Origin of the sequence: Idiomarina abyssalis (assembly GCF_019797805.1) — a bacterium.
GTDB lineage: Bacteria > Pseudomonadota > Gammaproteobacteria > Enterobacterales > Alteromonadaceae > Idiomarina > Idiomarina abyssalis.
Genome location: NZ_CP081832.1, coordinates 1,963,328 through 1,979,226, shown reverse-complemented (window position 1 = coordinate 1,979,226; position 15,899 = coordinate 1,963,328). Strand labels below are relative to the sequence as shown.

General features: G+C 48.0%; 12 protein-coding genes. 8 read left to right on the top strand and 4 right to left on the bottom strand.

The window, feature by feature from the left end; all coding sequences use genetic code 11:
* Positions 1 to 21 precede the first annotated feature (21 nt).
* On the top strand, positions 22 to 369 hold the full coding sequence (locus tag K5X84_RS09555) for a DUF4870 family protein (protein ID WP_054489284.1): 348 nt from the start codon (positions 22 to 24) through the stop codon (positions 367 to 369).
* Between the two features lie 46 nt (positions 370 to 415).
* Here the strand turns inward: K5X84_RS09555 and K5X84_RS09550 are convergent, their stop codons facing one another.
* Entirely contained in the window at positions 416 to 1,588 is a 1,173-nt protein-coding gene (locus K5X84_RS09550; RefSeq protein WP_199493581.1) for a DcaP family trimeric outer membrane transporter, read from the bottom strand.
* Positions 1,589 to 1,770: 182 nt separating this feature from the next.
* On the opposite strand from K5X84_RS09550, the gene acs reads away from it, so the two are divergent.
* From acs to K5X84_RS09515, 7 genes are read left to right on the top strand one after another with little or no spacing between them, the layout of a single operon-like run.
* Positions 1,771 to 3,711 (top strand): acetate--CoA ligase, encoded by a 1,941-nt coding sequence (gene acs / locus K5X84_RS09545; protein WP_222235687.1) that lies wholly within the window; start codon positions 1,771 to 1,773, stop codon positions 3,709 to 3,711.
* Positions 3,712 to 3,732: 21 nt separating this feature from the next.
* Complete coding sequence (locus K5X84_RS09540) at positions 3,733 to 4,365, top strand: response regulator transcription factor (protein ID WP_054489278.1); 633 nt, start codon at positions 3,733 to 3,735, stop codon at positions 4,363 to 4,365.
* A complete protein-coding gene (locus K5X84_RS09535; protein ID WP_222235686.1) occupies positions 4,362 to 7,835 on the top strand; it encodes a PAS domain-containing hybrid sensor histidine kinase/response regulator in 3,474 nt (1,157 codons plus the stop codon). The genes K5X84_RS09540 and K5X84_RS09535 overlap by 4 nt, the downstream gene beginning before the upstream one ends.
* A complete protein-coding gene (gene murB, locus K5X84_RS09530) occupies positions 7,832 to 8,833 on the top strand; it encodes a UDP-N-acetylmuramate dehydrogenase (protein ID WP_222235685.1) in 1,002 nt (333 codons plus the stop codon). Before K5X84_RS09535 ends, murB begins: the two co-directional genes overlap by 4 nt.
* Positions 8,830 to 9,825, top strand: coding sequence for a bifunctional biotin--[acetyl-CoA-carboxylase] ligase/biotin operon repressor BirA (birA, locus tag K5X84_RS09525; protein WP_222235684.1), 996 nt, complete (start codon positions 8,830 to 8,832; stop codon positions 9,823 to 9,825). Before murB ends, birA begins: the two co-directional genes overlap by 4 nt.
* Positions 9,812 to 10,600 (top strand): type III pantothenate kinase, encoded by a 789-nt coding sequence (locus K5X84_RS09520; protein ID WP_222235683.1) that lies wholly within the window; start codon positions 9,812 to 9,814, stop codon positions 10,598 to 10,600. Before birA ends, K5X84_RS09520 begins: the two co-directional genes overlap by 14 nt.
* A gap of 37 nt (positions 10,601 to 10,637) precedes the next feature.
* Entirely contained in the window at positions 10,638 to 11,264 is a 627-nt protein-coding gene (locus K5X84_RS09515) for a tetratricopeptide repeat protein (protein ID WP_222235682.1), read from the top strand.
* Positions 11,265 to 11,299: 35 nt separating this feature from the next.
* Here K5X84_RS09515 and nspC read toward each other — a convergent pair whose 3' ends face one another.
* The 3 genes from nspC to K5X84_RS09500 form a co-directional block, all read right to left on the bottom strand.
* Positions 11,300 to 12,433, bottom strand: a complete 1,134-nt coding sequence (gene nspC / locus K5X84_RS09510; RefSeq protein ID WP_222235681.1) for a carboxynorspermidine decarboxylase — start codon at positions 12,431 to 12,433, stop codon at positions 11,300 to 11,302.
* A 15-nt stretch (positions 12,434 to 12,448) separates the two neighbouring features.
* Positions 12,449 to 13,648, bottom strand: a complete 1,200-nt coding sequence (locus K5X84_RS09505; RefSeq protein WP_222235680.1) for a saccharopine dehydrogenase family protein — start codon at positions 13,646 to 13,648, stop codon at positions 12,449 to 12,451.
* Positions 13,649 to 13,720: 72 nt separating this feature from the next.
* Positions 13,721 to 15,877, bottom strand: coding sequence for a prolyl oligopeptidase family serine peptidase (locus K5X84_RS09500; protein WP_222235679.1), 2,157 nt, complete (start codon positions 15,875 to 15,877; stop codon positions 13,721 to 13,723).
* Positions 15,878 to 15,899 lie beyond the last annotated feature (22 nt).

Sequence of the window (15,899 nt, the reverse complement as noted above, 5' to 3'; positions counted from 1 at the left end):
ACAACAATAAGAGGAAACCTTATGACAATGGAAGTGAACTCAGAACATCAGGAACAACTAAAGAAAATGGCACTTGTTGGGTATATTTTATATGCCCTGAGTCTCATTATTCCTTTTGCGTCGATTGCCGCTGTTATTTTAGCTTACTTAAAGCGTAGTGAAGCCCGTGGAACTTGGGTGGAAAGTCACTTTAACTGGTTAATTAAAACCTTCTGGGTAGGCGTTATTGGAACAATCATTGGTATTATACTGTTGTTTGTTGTGATCGGTTATTTAGTGCTACTGGCGGTTACCATATGGGTTATTTACCGTGTAATCCGTGGTTGGCTGGCGCTGTCAGAAAACAAACCTGTTATTGCTGACATTTAATAAAGAAAGATGTGTAGCCTGACATAAATGTCAGGCTACACGGCCTTTAGAATTTATACATCGCCATAAGTTGAAGGCGGTTTAAGTCACCGTCTACACTAGCTTCCGTTTCACGATTTGCTTTTGAAATCTCTGCACCGAAAGTCAGGTTAGATGCCGGTGAATACATTAAGTTAAACGCAAGGCGTTGAGTGTATTCTGTCATATCGCCTGCCAAAGCCAGTACTTCACCATCGTTATCTGCCCAGCCGCGAGAATACACCACGTTTGAACGCAGTTTCTCTGACCAGAAGTGGCGATAAGCAAAGGATACACCGGTTGAGTCAATGGCTTCTAACTCACCATTACTGTCAATATAGGCACCGTTCCAGGTGTTTAGACCTAAATAACGACCTAAACCAGAGCCCGTAGTAACTGATGCGCGGATATCATCCATGCCGAAGGTGTATTTAGCGCCAAAGCTGACACCGTAACCAAAGGTGGTTTCATCATCGCCAGTTTGACTGACATCGTAAGTTAATTGGCGTAAAAGTGCGGAAGCCTGCCAGGTTAAGTTGTCGGTTTTACCGGTATATTTAAAGGTTACGTCCGGTGCAAAACCGTCACTGGAAATAATACGACCGCCACCAACCGGTGTTACGGTTGTTTCAGGGTTTTCAATTGAGGCGCTAAAGCCGCCGGAGGTGTAGCGAATTTGTGCCTGACGGTTGAAGATAATGCCGTCGGTGATGCCGATAAAGTCGACGGATTCAGCCAGAATGTTTAGGTCCTGAAAGTTAGACCAGGTTTGACCAAAAGTCCATTTCCCATATTTTAAAAATGCGTGACGTAGACGCGGATTATAAGAGTTTGAAATACGTTGGTCACCGTCAGGGGTCAACATAAAATCCATTTCGATATGGCCGGTCAGCGTTTCGCCATTATCTAACTCAGTGTCGGTGGTAAGGAAAAAACGCGACTGACGTGCGTGAAAATCGGTGACCATGTCGTCGCCTTCACCACCCACAGGGGTGAGGCTTGGAATATACTGTTGCCGAGCGATACTGCCGCTTGAAGGTGCCTGACCATCGGTGTAGTCCGATACCATCATGTCCAGTTTAACAAAACCACCAAAATCGATGTCAGTTTCGTTTGCCTGAGCTCCTAAGCTCATAACACCGAGTACGGCAGCGCTTGCTGCTGATACGGTGAATTTCTTTGCGATACTTGCTTTAGCCATGGTGTTCTCCCCTGTAAGCCAAGTGTTCGTTTTGATCGTGCATTTTATTGTTATGCCAAAGATAAACGCTGTTAATTCTCGTTAACTGGTCAATTTTTATCAATCTAGACTATGGTCTAATAGTGTTTAAGCCCTTTAAAACGTACAACAGATACCATCTTGCGAATAAGGAGGAAGAGGTAATGTCGCAACTGTATTCAGTTCCTGAACATATCAAAGCTAAAGCCAAAATCGATAATGACGGTTATAAGAAACTTTACCAACAGTCAGTAGACGATCCTGAAGGTTTCTGGAGTGAACACGGACAGCGAATTACTTGGTTCACACCTTACACCAAAGTTAAAAATACCAGTTTCGAACCGGGTAAAGTCAGTGTTAAGTGGTACGAAGACGGCACTTTAAACGCCTGTTACAACTGTGTCGACCGTCACCTTGCTGATAAGGCCGATAAAACCGCGATTATCTGGGAAGGCGACGACCCTAGTGTAGACAAACACATCACCTACCGCGAGCTACATAAAGAGGTATCCCGTTTTGCTAATGGCCTGAAAAAACTAGGTATAAGCAAAGGTGACCGCGTTGCTATTTACATGCCAATGGTGCCGGAAGCGGCTTATGCCATGTTGGCTTGTGCGCGCATTGGTGCGGTTCACTCGGTTATCTTCGGTGGGTTCTCACCAAACGCCATTGCTGACCGTATTAACGACTGTCAGGCAAAAGCCATTATTACCGCGGATGAAGGTCGTCGTGGCGGCAGTACCATTGGTCTGAAAGCCAATGTGGATAAAGCTTTGTCGGACGGCGCCTGCCCTTCGTTAGAGCACAGCATTGTGTGCCGTGTAACTGAAGGTGATGTCGACTGGACTGAGGGTCGTGACGTTTGGTGGCATGAACTGGTTGGTAACGTCAGTGACGAATGTCAGGCAGAAGTGATGAACGCCGAAGACCCGCTATTCATTCTTTATACCTCGGGTTCAACCGGCAAGCCAAAGGGCGTGGTGCATACTACCGGTGGTTATATGGTGTACGCATCCATGACCCACGAGTATGTTTTTGACTATCAGGAAGATGAAGTCTACTGGTGTGCCGCGGACGTTGGTTGGATCACTGGTCACTCGTACATTGTTTACGGACCGTTAGCGAACGGTGCGACGACCCTGATGTTTGAAGGTGTTCCTACCTACCCGGGTGTTGGTCGTATTGGTGAAATTGTTGATAAACATAAAGTGAACATTCTTTATACGGCACCAACAGCTATTCGTGCGTTAATGGCAAAAGGTGACGAGGCAGCGAAAACCTCGACCCGCGAAAGCTTACGTATTTTGGGCAGTGTTGGTGAACCGATTAACCCGGAAGCCTGGGAGTGGTATCACCGCGCTATTGGTAACGGTAAATGCCCAATTATGGATACCTGGTGGCAAACGGAGAACGGCGGTATTTTGATTACTCCACTGCCGGGAGCCACGGATTTGAAGCCGGGTTCTGCCACTCGTCCTTTCTTCGGTATTCAGCCGGCATTAGTCGACAGCGAAGGCAACCTTCAGGAAGGCGAAGCGGAAGGTGGTCTGGTGATTAAAGATTCCTGGCCGGGTCAAATGCGGACACTGTGGGGTGACCACGAGCGCTTTGAGCAAACCTATTTCTCTACCTTTAAAGGTATGTACTTCAGTGGCGACGGCGCACGCCGTGATGCCGATGGTTACTACTGGATAACCGGTCGCATGGATGACGTTCTGAATGTGTCAGGACACCGTCTGGGTACCGCTGAAATTGAAAGTGCGCTGGTAGCACATAAGTCTGTGGCGGAAGCGGCCGTTGTTGGCTATCCGCATGACTTAAAAGGTCAGGGTATTTATGTGTATGTAACACCCGTTGAAGGTGTTGAGGTAACCGATGAGTTGACCAAAGAAGTTCGTAACTGGGTTCGCTCTGAATTAAGCCCAATTGCAACGCCTGATTTGATTCACTGGACCACTGGTTTGCCTAAAACACGTTCGGGTAAGATCATGCGCCGCATTTTGCGTAAGATTGCTGCGAATGAGTATGAAAACCTCGGTGACACCTCTACGCTTGCTGATCCAAGTGTGGTAGATTCATTGATAGAAAATAGAATGAATAAATAATGTCACTTAATTTGGAATCTCATGGCGAAATTTTTAATCGCAGATGACCACCCATTGTTTCGCGAGGCGCTGCAAGGCGCTCTCGCGAATCACTTTTCTGAACTTACCTTACGCGAAGCCGAAGACTTAGATTCAACTTTGGCTGCGTTAAATAAAGACGATGACGTTGATTTGCTTCTGCTGGATTTACATATGCCCGGCAGTGGCGATTTATATGGCCTTATTCGTGTAAGAGAAGATTACCCGCTTTTACCCGTCGCTATTATTTCTGGTAGTGAAGACTCGTCAATTGTTGCTAAGTGCATTGGTTTTGGCGCATTGGGCTTTATTCCAAAATCATTGCCTTCTGCCGAAATAGCAGAGGCTATAGACACCATTTTACAGGGGGAGACCTGGGTTCCAAAAGAAACCCGGGAGCGGCTGGATGTTATTTCAGATGAAGATCAGGAGCTGGCCCGTAAGGTTGCCGAACTGACTCCGCAACAGTACCGGGTGCTGCATTTCCTTCACGAAGGTCTGCTGAATAAGCAGATTGCCTATCAGTTGGGAATAACCGAAGCAACGGTTAAAGCGCACATTACTGCAATCTTTCGAAAACTGGGGGTTTACAGTCGTACCCAGGCTGTTTTGGTGGCTGAACGTCTGCAATTATGACCTGGCTATTAATATTTGCCTCACTGGCTTATGTGATCTTTCTTTTCGCAGTTGCCACCTGGGGTGACCGGCTTGGCTCGTGGGCGAATAAGGTCAGTCATAAGCCTTTTGTCTATTCCATGTCGTTGGCAATTTATTGCACGTCCTGGACTTATTATGGCGCTGTAGGAAACGCCGCTGTTGACGGCTGGGCATTTTTCCCTATTTTGTTGGGGCCTATTCTTCTGTTCTTGTTTGGTATCCGAATTCTGGAAAAACTGGTTTCGGTTAGTAAACAACAAAACATCACCTCCATTGCCGATTTCATTTCATCCCGCTTTGGGAAAAGGCGACGCCTTGCCGTAGCTGTTACCGGTATTGCGGCTGTTGCTATCATTCCTTACATAGCACTTCAGCTTAAGGCTGTCGGTATCAGCTTTGCCGTATTAACCGAAAATACCGGCATGATGGCTGAGTTCTCAATCAAAGAATTGGGTGCTGCGGCCTTAATGGCTATTTTCGCCATGCTGTTTGGCACCCGGCATGTTGAGGTTACCGAGTATCGCAGCGGTATGATTCTGGCGATAGCGGTAGAGTCCATGATTAAACTGGTGGCACTAATGGCTGCGGGTATATTTGCCTGGTCTCTTATTCAGGGCGATGCGCAGTCTGATTTAATCAGTTCGTTTACCGACATTAGTAAGCCGCAGTGGTCTTTCGCCTCATTCGGTGAGTTTGAGTTTATTGTCCAGACCTTTATGGCCGCCGGCGCAATTCTTTGTCTGCCCAGACAGTTTCACGTTGCGGTTGTGGACAATGTCGACGTTCGGCACTTACGCACTGCCCGTTGGGGGTTCCCGCTTTATTTAGCGTTAACGGCCGCCGCTATAGTTCCCATTGCTATTGCCGGTACCTTTTATCTTTCGGCAAGCTCTGACGGTTCAACTTATGCGCTGCAGCTGCCGCTTTTGAAAGATCAGTTGTGGTTATCTCTGGTTATCTTTATTGGCGGAATTTCGGCCGCAACGGCTATGGTGATTATTGCCTCTGTCACGTTGAGTACCATGATCACTAACGATGTCATCATGCCTATTTTGCTGCAGCGTGAATCGCGCTTGCCGTTAAAGCACAGACGTAGAGAATACGACCGGGCGTTATTGTTAATCCGCCGTGTGGCCATTGCCGTGACTATGGTTTTGTCTTTTCTGTGCTACTACTTCTGGGCGGCACGTACCAACCTGGTCAGTATTGGGTTGCTGGCGTTTTCTCTGGTTTTGCAGCTGCTGCCGGCTTTACTGGCTGCACTTTATTGGCGAAAAGGCCATGCCCGTGGTGTCTATGCAGGGTTGCTGGCTGGGTCCGTGGGTTGGGTCATTGCGGTACTCATTCCTTTGTATACGAACAACCAACTGACCGACGTTGAAATTATAACCCGGGGTACTGTTGTTTCACTGGGGCTCAATACCTTCAGCTTTATTGTTTTTTCTCTGCTGGCAAAGCCGCGGTTAGTTGACAGGATTCAGTCAACGGCTTTTGTAAAGCCAAGAGCAGCTCTACCTGACTTACACTTAAACAAGAATGACAACGCGACCAACGCAGACATGTTGTTGCTGCTCAAAACTTTCCTTGGCGCAGAGCGTGCCCAGCAACTGATGCAGTACTATCAGCGTCCCGAAAATACGGAACTTAAGCTGGAAGAAATTGCAGAAAAGCCGTTTATTAGCTTTGTTGAAAGGGCCATTGCCGGTGTCTTGGGTTCGGCAACAGCCCGTTCGTTAATTGATGCCGCCCTGAGGGATAAGCAGCTTAATCTGGAAGAGGTTGTTCACTTTTTTGATGACACGACTCAGGCACTACAAACGCAGCAGTCAATACTGTTCAGTTCACTTGAGAACCTGGCTCAGGGTATTAGTGTTGTCGATGCCGAGTTACGCTTGGTAGCCTGGAATAAGCGGTATCTGGATTTATTCGAATACCCTGAGGGGATGGTTAAGCCGGGCCAGCCGATTGCTACGCTCATTCGTTATAATGCAGAGCGCGGTGAATGTGGCCCGGGTGAGGTGGACGAGCTGGTTGATAAGCGTCTGCGTTATATGCAAATGGGCTCGGCGCACCGCTTTATTCGTCGCAGAGCGGACGGACGGGTTATAGAAATGGTAGGGAACCCGCTACCAACCGGCGGTTTTGTTACTAGCTTTACCGATATTACATCACACGTTGAGACTCAGCAGGCGCTGGAAGATGCAAATATTGACCTTGAGCAGCGGGTTGATGTTCGTACGCAGGAAATTCGGGAAATTAACCAGGAGCTGACGGCTGAAATCGATCGGCGCCGTCAGGTAGAAGAAGAATTAGAAAAGGCGAAAGCAGAGGCTGAAGCTGCAAATGCTTCGAAAACACGCTTTCTGGCCCTGGCCAGTCATGATATTTTACAGCCGCTAAATGCAGCACGGTTATACCTCTCGGCAATTCAGGAAAAAGAACTCTCAGAGCGTAACTTGTCGTTAGTGGGTAAACTTGATACGGCGCTTGGCTCAACCGAGCATCTTTTGTCGACTTTACTGTCGATAGCGAAGATGGATCAGGGCGCGTTAAAGCCGCAGTTCCGGCATGTTCAGCTCAGCTCCGTTCTGGAGCCTCTGGTGGAAGAATACGCTGTACTTGCTGAACAGAGAAAGCTGGACTTTCGCGCTTTTTATAAAGACAGGCCTGTGTATACCGATCCGACGTATTTACGGCGTATCGTGCAGAACTTCTTATCTAATGCCATTAAATACACTCAGAAAGGCAGTGTATTATTAGGGGTTCGTAAGCGCGGAGACGAACTCCAAATTGCGGTGTGGGATACCGGTCCGGGTATTGCTGCGCAGCAACAGAACAAAGTATTTGATGCATTTTATCGAGTGCAAAACCAGACGGTAGACGGAGTCGGGTTAGGGTTAAGTGTTGCTCAACGTATGGGTGAGCAACTCAATTGCGATATTCAGGTTGAATCGGTTGAAGGCAAAGGTTCCTGTTTTTCGGTGCGAGTACCGTTAGGTAATGCCGCTCAAGTCATCAGCCGCCCTAAAAAACAACAGGAAGATGCGCTGTCTGACCGCCTGCAACTGATGGTTGTGGATGACGATAATGAAAATTTGAGTGCCTTAAGTGCTCTTTTGAGTAAGTGGGAGTGTGAAGCTCTGACTTTTAACAGTTATAGCAAAGCTTTGGCTTATGCCAAGGCACACCGTGGTGATAAAGCTCCTCAGGGGCTGCTGCTGGATTACCAACTAGGTGACGGCGACGGTTTAGCCTTAGCAGAAGAGTTACGTGACATTTGGCAGCAAAAGATACCGGCGGCGTTAGTCACTGCAATGCGTGATGACGCTGTGAAACAGGCCGCCAGAAAAAGTGGCCTGCAATTTTTACCAAAACCGGCTAAACCCGCCGCATTAAAAGCATTTTTGAAGTACATCAGCACCCGAAAGGCAGGAGGAGCCAGAAGTTGATAGAGCTTGCTGAGCGACATACTTTTAAGTTACCGGCCAAATGCCGGACTTTAATTGAACTGAACAGCAGCGACGAGGTTGAGCAGCTAGCTTTTGAAGAGCCTTACTACTTACTGGGTGAAGGCAGCAACACCTTGTTTCTGGAAGACTTTCAGGGAACCGTTGTCTGTAACCGTTTGCTTGGCGTGTGCATTGAAGAGCAGGATGCAAGCTTTTTAGTTACCGCGGCAGCCGGTGAAAACTGGCACAATTTTGTGACCGACTTACGTGGCCGAAACATTGATGGTATGGAAAATTTGGCATTGATACCCGGCTCAGTGGGAGCGGCTCCAGTTCAAAATATTGGGGCCTATGGTGTGGAAGTGGCGACATTTATTGAACAGGTAACAGCCTGGGATATTAGCGAAAAATGCTGGGTGAGTATGAGCACAGAGGACTGCCAGTTTGCTTACCGGGACAGTTTGTTTAAACAGCACCCCGGGCGCTGGCTGATAACATCCGTAACTTTTCGTTTACCTAAAGACTGGCGGCCTGTGACTCATTACTCTCCACTGAACCAGTTGAGCGATAATGCGAGTGCACAAAGCATTTTCGACAAGGTTATAGAAGTGCGTCAGAAAAAATTACCTGACCCCAAAGTCATTCCGAACGCAGGAAGCTTTTTTAAGAATCCTGTTGTTTCTAATGCTCTACTGGAAAGCTTATTGCAGAAATGGCCAGATATAGTCTATTTTCCCGCTGACGAGAGTCGTTCAAAAGTAGCCGCCGGCTGGCTGATTGAACACCTGGGTTTGAAGAGCTTAAACGAAGGCGATGCAGCGGTTAATCCGAATCAGGCACTGGTGTTAATTAACCGGGCAAGAGCGACTGGAGCAGATGTCAGCCGGTTGGCACAGAAAATTATGAAGCACGTAAAAGAAGCCAGTGGAATTGAACTGGAGCCGGAAGTTCGTCTGGTTGGCCAGCACGGGCTTGTGCAGTTGGCGGCAGAAAAATGAAACAATCAGAGCGTCTTGATCAACTGATTACCTTGTTAGCTAATGGTGAATTTCACTCCGGGCAAGCTATTGGTGAGTCTCTGGGGATATCCCGGGCAGCGGTTAATCAGCATATTCATAAGCTGGAAGAGCTTGGTCTTGAGTTGTTTTCTGTCACAGGGCGTGGCTACAAACTGGCAAGGCCTATTGAGTTGCTGCGCTCACAAGCGATTGAAAAAGAAACACCGGCGCAATGGAAGAATAAACCAGAGTTTGAAGTACGCTCCGTGGTTGATTCCAGCAATGACCAGGTAAAAGAACTTGCTAAGTCAGGGACTTTGGACGCCGGCTTCTCCTTATTTGCAGAAGCTCAGACAGCCGGTCGTGGGCGGCGAGGCAAACAGTGGTACTCGCCTTTTGGCAGTAACCTCTACCTAAGTATTTACTGGCCTCTGGATGACGGTATTCATGGCGCTATGGGGTTAAGTTTAGCCGTTGGTGTTGCTTTGGCGGAATGCTTTACCAATTTGGGTATTGATGAGGTCAGTGTAAAATGGCCTAACGATGTTTATATTGCTGGTAAGAAAGTGACCGGAATTCTGGTTGATTTAGAAACCTCCCCAGAAGGTGCTGCGCACAGCATTATTGGTATTGGTATTAATTTAAGAATGCCGGACCATGTCGGAGAAAAAATTGATCAGGCGTGGACAGATTTAAACTCTGAGTTACCACAACCTGTTTCACGTAATAAGGTTGCGGCCGAGGTGCGGGCATCGTTGTTGTCTGCTTTGCAGCAGTATGGACAGAGCGGGCTTTCCGCGTTCCAGCAACGCTGGCAGCAGTACGACCGCTTTATCGATCAACCGGTAAAACTGATTATGGGGCAGAGGGTTTGCTTAGGAACCTGCCGTGGGATTGATGAGAACGGTGCTTTACTCGTAGAAGATGAGCAGGGCGTACGTCGCTATTTTGGTGGTGAAGTTTCATTGAGGGCGCAAGATGCTATTAATTGATGCCGGTAATACCCGCAGTAAATTTGCCTGGTGGGATACTGACACCGACGAGATTGAAATACTGGGTGCGATACCTCACCAAAGTTGGCTTAATGACTTGAGTCATTCGCTAAAAGAGCTATTGCTGGAAGTGATCAGCAACCAACAAATTCAGCACGAGAAAAAAGCCATAGGTTGCAGCGTTGCTGCGGTACAGGTGATGGATACCCTGAATAGCTCACTGGCGGAGCTTGGTATCAGTGTTGTCTGGCAAAAAACGAAAGCGGAACAGGCGGGAGTCATTAACGGCTATGGTGAACAAGCTGAGCGTCTGGGTTCTGATCGCTGGATGGCATTACTTGGCTGTCACGAGCAAATTCAAAAGAATGCCTTGATAGTAGATGCCGGTACTGCATTAACGATTGACTGGCTGAGAGCTGACGGCCGACATCTGGGAGGCTGGATAGTCCCCGGACGGCAGCTCATGCTAAATGCCCTTGGCCAGGGAACAGCGAATTTAAAAGGTATTACGGTAGACGACATTGAGCGTGACGGGCTTGCGGCCGGGCAAAATACCTTTGACGGTATTGCTCAGGGAACGGAAGCTGCGCTCACAGGCGCTATTGCACAGGCTATTCAGTTATCTCGGGAGCATTTCTCGCAAGAGTCTTTCGATGTCGTTGTTACCGGTGGCGATGGTGAGCATTTAATGCGAACCTTGTCTGGTAAATTTCGTCGTTATGACGATTTGTTGTTTAAGGGTTTGCGACTCTGTGCCGATAACCTAAACAGTTAAACCTTTAGGTAAATTCAGAGAGAGCACAGGCAACTTTATGAAAATAGTCATTCCAATGCTGATTGCTGTAGCCGGACTGACCGCAGTGCACAAAGCGCAGGCGCAGGACGTTGAGGCTGTGCAACTGTACTCAGACGCCGAACTTGTTGAGATGTTTGCAACCAACGCGCATCTTAAAAGAGTACGCGATACCGACCGCTGCCAGCTGGCGCAGGATATTGAGGCTCAGGCAGAGCTCGAGCGTCGTCCAACGTATCAGTTCTTATATGGCGACATGATGGCCTGGGGCGTCTGTTATGACCGTGACCCTGAAATTGGCCTGCTTTATATGGAAAAAGCGGCTCAGCATGGCTTACTGGAAGCTCTGGAGCAGTTGGGGCGCTATTATCATGAAGGAGTTCTGGTTCAAAAGGATATTGACCGCGCCATTTTGTATCTTCGTGAAGCTGCTTCGCTAGGGAATTTGCCGGCGCAACGACGCTTTGCTGAGATCTTGCTAGCGGATAAAGGCAGCCCGTATGACTACGAAAAGGCCTATCATTGGTTACATAATGCGATAACAGCAAACCAGGGCACCTATCAGGATATTGAGCAAAAACTGGCAAAGCTGGCTGAGAGAATGCCACCTTCGGTCGTTGAAAAAGCAAAAAGGCCACTGGATTAGTGGCCTTTGTTTGAGTTGCGCAAGTTTACTTGTGCTTAAGACAAGCGGTTGCGGAAATCTTCGTAACTAAATTGCCGTACACAGTCAAACTGACCACTTTCCCGTAAAATACCAATAGCGGGATGCTGAACGCCGTTAAAGAAGGATGTCTTCACCATTGTGTAGTGCATCATGTCTTCAAAAACTAAACGGTCACCCACAGCCAGAGGCTGATCAAAACTGTACTCACCGATAACATCCCCGGCTAAGCAACTGTTGCCACCTAAGCGGTAATTGAAGGCTTTCTCGGCGGGTAAGCCTGCGCCGGTAATGACCGGGCGATAAGGCATTTCCAGCACGTCAGGCATGTGAGCCGTTGCTGAAATATCCAGTAAAGCGATTTGTCCCTGGTTCTCAACAATATCCACCACTTCGCAGACCAGCGGACCGGTTTGCCAGGCCACTGCCGAGCCAGGCTCCAGTATCACTTGCAGATCATAAGTTTCGCGCAAGCGTTTCAGCTGCTTTATCAGGTGATCAACATCGTAACCCTGACGGGTCATGAGATGCCCACCGCCTAAGTTCAGCCACTTCATTTGTTTTAATTGCTCGCCAAAACGGCTTTCAACAGCATCAAGTGTGCGCTCAAGAGCAAACGAGTCGCACTCGCACAGGTTGTGCACGTGCAAACCGTCAACGCCGGTTAAGTCCTGCTGCTGAAGCTCGCTGGCGCGAATCCCCAGACGTGAACCGGGAGCACTGGGATCATAAAGCTCGGTTTCTGCTTCCTGATGCTCCGGGTTAATACGAAGACCAATAGAAACACCGGCAGCTGCAGTTTGTTCACGGTATTTATGCCACTGAGAGACACTGTTGAAGGACAAGTGATTGACCAACGGCAATAGCTCGTCGATGTCTTCTTGTTTATAAGCTGGCGCATAAGCGTGAACTTCGCGTGAAAACTCTTCCGCTGCCAGCTTTGCCTCCCAGACAGAGCTGGCTGTGCAGCCTTTCAGATACTGACGGATAAGCGGAAAGGCCGACCACATGGCATAGCCTTTCAGTGCCAGAATAATGTCAGCACCACTTTGCTCTTGCACCTTTTGCATCAGCTCCAGGTTCTTGCGCAGCAGTTTTTCATCCAGCACATAGCAGGGAGACGGAATTTCCGGCGATGTATATTGGCTCATGCGTTGTCTTCTCTGTTACTTCTCAAATGGCTTATTGCATTCCTGAACTTGCCATGGAAGGCCATACTTGTTCAGGCGCTCCATAAACTCGTCCGGGTCAAACTGCTCCATATTCCAGACACCAGGCTCCATCCATTTACCTTGTAACATTAAAGATGCGCCAATCATTGCTGGTACACCCGTTGTGTAGGATACCGCTTGTGCGCCCACTTCTTTGTTGGTTTCGGCGTGGTCCGTATTATTGTAAATGAAAATGGTCTTTTCCTGACCGTCTTTCATTCCTGTCACATAAGTACCAATACAGGTTTTGCCGGTGTAGCCTTCTGCCAGAGAACCCGGGTTAGGTAGCACGGCTTTTAAAAACTCCAGCGGTACAATTTTTTTGCCTTCAAACTCTACCGGTTGGATAGAGGTCATGCCGACGTTTTCAAGTACGCGTAGGTGAGTCAGGTATTGATCGCCAAAGGTCATCCAGAAGCGTGCGCGTTTAATGGTCGGGAAATGCTTAACCAGCGACTCTAACTCTTCGTGGAACAGCAGGTAAGAAGGGCGCACGCCAACATTAGGGTAGTCCAGATCTTTACGAACACTGATAGGATCTGTTTCGTGCCACTCGCCGTTTTCCCAGTACTTCCCTTTTTGGGTAATTTCGCGAATATTAATTTCCGGGTTAAAGTTGGTTGCAAAGGCCTGACCGTGGTCACCACCGTTACAGTCAACAATGTCCAGGTAATGGACTTCATCAAAGTAATGCTTAGCGGCATAGGCGGTAAAGACGTTGGTTACGCCCGGATCAAACCCGGCTCCTAATAACGCCATTAAGCCTTTTTCTTTGAAACGCTCCTGATAAGCCCACTGCCATGAGTATTCAAATTTGGCTTCGTCTTTTGGTTCGTAGTTTGCGGTATCAAGGTAGTGCACGCCGGTTTCCAGACAAGCGTCCATGATAGGTAAGTCCTGATACGGAAGTGCGACGTTAATAACCAACGATGGGTTAATACCACGGATAAGTTCAGCCACTTCTGCTGAATCATCGGCATCTACCTGATACACACCAACAACGCGGTCTTTACCTGCTTTTTCCTGCAACGCCTGACATTTTGACAGGGTACGGCTGGCCAGGTGAATCTCAGAGAATACTTCCGGCAGGCCTGCACATTTTTGTACGACTACGCCAGCAACACCGCCGGCACCAATAATTAGAACTTTAGACATGAATGCTATCCTTCACAGAAATCTTTTAACTAATAAAGTTGCTGCGAAAGATAGCATATTTTTATGGAATCATCATTCAGAAGCGTTGCTTTGTGCTGCCTCGGAATCCATACCTAAATGCTTATGTAAAAATGCCCAGTTTTCGGCATGTTCTTCAATACGCATCCAGGTTGGTGTACCGGCACCGTGTCCGGCCCGGGTTTCTACGTTTAATAATATTGGGTTGTCGCAGCTTTGGTCTCGCTGCAGTGCTGCTGCAAATTTATAACTGTGCCAGGGGACAACTCGGTTGTCGTGATCACCCGTAGTAATAAGGGTTGGCGGATAACAGGTACCACTCTCTGTATTGTGAACAGGGGAGTACTCGTACAATGTTTTAAAGTCTTCCTCGTTTTCGCTTAGACCAAACTCACTACTCCAGCCTCTGGCATTCGCGCTGGGAAGCTGATACCTCAGCATATCGAGCACGCCAACAGCCGGAAGAGCCGCAGCAAAGAGTTCAGGTCGCTGAACCATTGTTGCTCCTACCAGTAAACCGCCATTACTGCGCCCCTGAATAGCCAGTTTGTCTTTATTCGTGTAGTTATTATTTATTAGCCATTCGGCCGCGGCAATAAAGTCATCAAATACATTTTGCTTGTTTTCTTTAGTGCCCTGCTGATGCCATTTTTCGCCGAACTCACCGCCACCTCGTAAGTTGGGAATGGCCAGTACGCCGCCCATTTCCAGCCAGACAACACGAGTTGTATCGTAGCCGGGAGTGAGGGAAATATTGAAACCGCCGTAACCATATAACAGCGTCGGATTGTTACCATTTAGTTCCAGGTCTTTATGATGAACAAGGAACATAGGCACTTCGGTGCCATCAGCACTGTTATACACCACTTGCTCGGTTGTATATTGGTCTAAACTCGCTGGCACCTCGGTTTCATACCAAAGGGTTGTGCGCTGTTGTTCTGGTTGGTAACGATACACTTTGCCCGGCTCGGTAAAACCTTTAAACGTGAAGAATGTATCCGGCGCTTTGTGGCTGCCCTTAAAACCGTCAATTGAGCCAATACCCGGTAAAGCAAGCTCCTGCAGCATCGTTCCCTCGATATCAAAGATAGCCACCCGCGAGCGAGCCGACTGCAGGTAGTGAGCAAACAGCTGTCCACCTACGGCGCTGACCTCTTTTAAGGTATGAGTTTTAGGTGCGATAATTTCTGTCCAGTTTTCGGGGGCCGGTTGCTCAGGGTCAACGGCAATAACCTGGCCAGTTGGTGCGCCATTTGTGGTTTTAAAATAAAGCTTTCCGTTGTGACTGGTAACATATTGGTATTGCCCGTCCCACGCTGTGAACAGACCTTTAAATGGTGCGTCTTCCTGCGCTAAAGGTCGCACGTATACCGCGTTGGCATCATAGCCTTTGAATACATCAACGAGTAAGTACTGGCCGTCATCGGATATTTTTGGATAAGGGTTCCAGCTTGGTTTTTTATCAAAAGCAAAAATGAGCTCATCTTCACTTTGTTTGGTTCCCAGTTTGTGGAAATAGACACTGACCGGCTTTGAGTCATCAAAGCTTCCGTCTTCTTTTTGCGGATAACGGCTGTAATAAAAACCACGCTCGTTAGGCAGCCATGCCACCTCACTAAATTTCACCCCTTTGATCAGGTCGCTGGTGTCTTTTCCTGATTGAATATTACGGACTTTTATCTGTGTCCAGTCACTGCCCCCGTCAGATAGTGCGTATGCCACGTATTTTGCCTGTGGTGAAACACTAATGCGGGCCAGTGAAACGGTACCGTCGTCGCTAAATGTATTAGGGTTAATCAGTACATCCGGTGCGCTGCTTAGGTCGGTCATAGTATAGAGAACGGCTTGGTTTTGCAGCCCGTCGTTGGAGAAATAGAAGTAACGATCAGCATAGCGAAAGGGCGTACTCACTTTTTCGTAGTTCCAAAGCTCCGTCATTCTGTCTTTAATGTTCTGAAATTGAGAGTAGTCCTGAAGCGCCGGTGTTGATAGCTGGTTTTGCTCGTTAACCCAGTTCTCAACTTCTTGGTTGTTTTGTTCTAACCAACGATAAGGGTCTTCCACCAGAGTCCCGTGATAGTTATCTTGTTGTTCAACGGTTTTTGTTTCCGGGTAAGGGCCCTCAGGCTGTTCTTTCTCTTTTTCAAAAGAACTACAGGCGTTCAGTATCAGCACAGTAGAACAAGCAATAAAAACCGAATAACGAGTCATGGTAGAGATTCCTGATGAAGTT

What these genes read in the sequence shown, in the direction of transcription:
- K5X84_RS09535 (WP_222235686.1), top strand. Translation starts at nt 4,362, where the DNA reads ATGACCTGGCTATTAATATTTGCCTCACTGGCTTATGTGATCTTTCTT.
- K5X84_RS09550 (WP_199493581.1), bottom strand. Translation starts at nt 1,588, where the DNA reads ATGGCTAAAGCAAGTATCGCAAAGAAATTCACCGTATCAGCAGCAAGC.
- K5X84_RS09555 (WP_054489284.1), top strand. Translation starts at nt 22, where the DNA reads ATGACAATGGAAGTGAACTCAGAACATCAGGAACAACTAAAGAAAATG.
- K5X84_RS09515 (WP_222235682.1), top strand. Translation starts at nt 10,638, where the DNA reads ATGAAAATAGTCATTCCAATGCTGATTGCTGTAGCCGGACTGACCGCA.
- acs (WP_222235687.1), top strand. Translation starts at nt 1,771, where the DNA reads ATGTCGCAACTGTATTCAGTTCCTGAACATATCAAAGCTAAAGCCAAA.
- birA (WP_222235684.1), top strand. Translation starts at nt 8,830, where the DNA reads ATGAAACAATCAGAGCGTCTTGATCAACTGATTACCTTGTTAGCTAAT.
- K5X84_RS09520 (WP_222235683.1), top strand. Translation starts at nt 9,812, where the DNA reads ATGCTATTAATTGATGCCGGTAATACCCGCAGTAAATTTGCCTGGTGG.
- nspC (WP_222235681.1), bottom strand. Translation starts at nt 12,433, where the DNA reads ATGAGCCAATATACATCGCCGGAAATTCCGTCTCCCTGCTATGTGCTG.
- K5X84_RS09500 (WP_222235679.1), bottom strand. Translation starts at nt 15,877, where the DNA reads ATGACTCGTTATTCGGTTTTTATTGCTTGTTCTACTGTGCTGATACTG.
- K5X84_RS09540 (WP_054489278.1), top strand. Translation starts at nt 3,733, where the DNA reads ATGGCGAAATTTTTAATCGCAGATGACCACCCATTGTTTCGCGAGGCG.
- K5X84_RS09505 (WP_222235680.1), bottom strand. Translation starts at nt 13,648, where the DNA reads ATGTCTAAAGTTCTAATTATTGGTGCCGGCGGTGTTGCTGGCGTAGTC.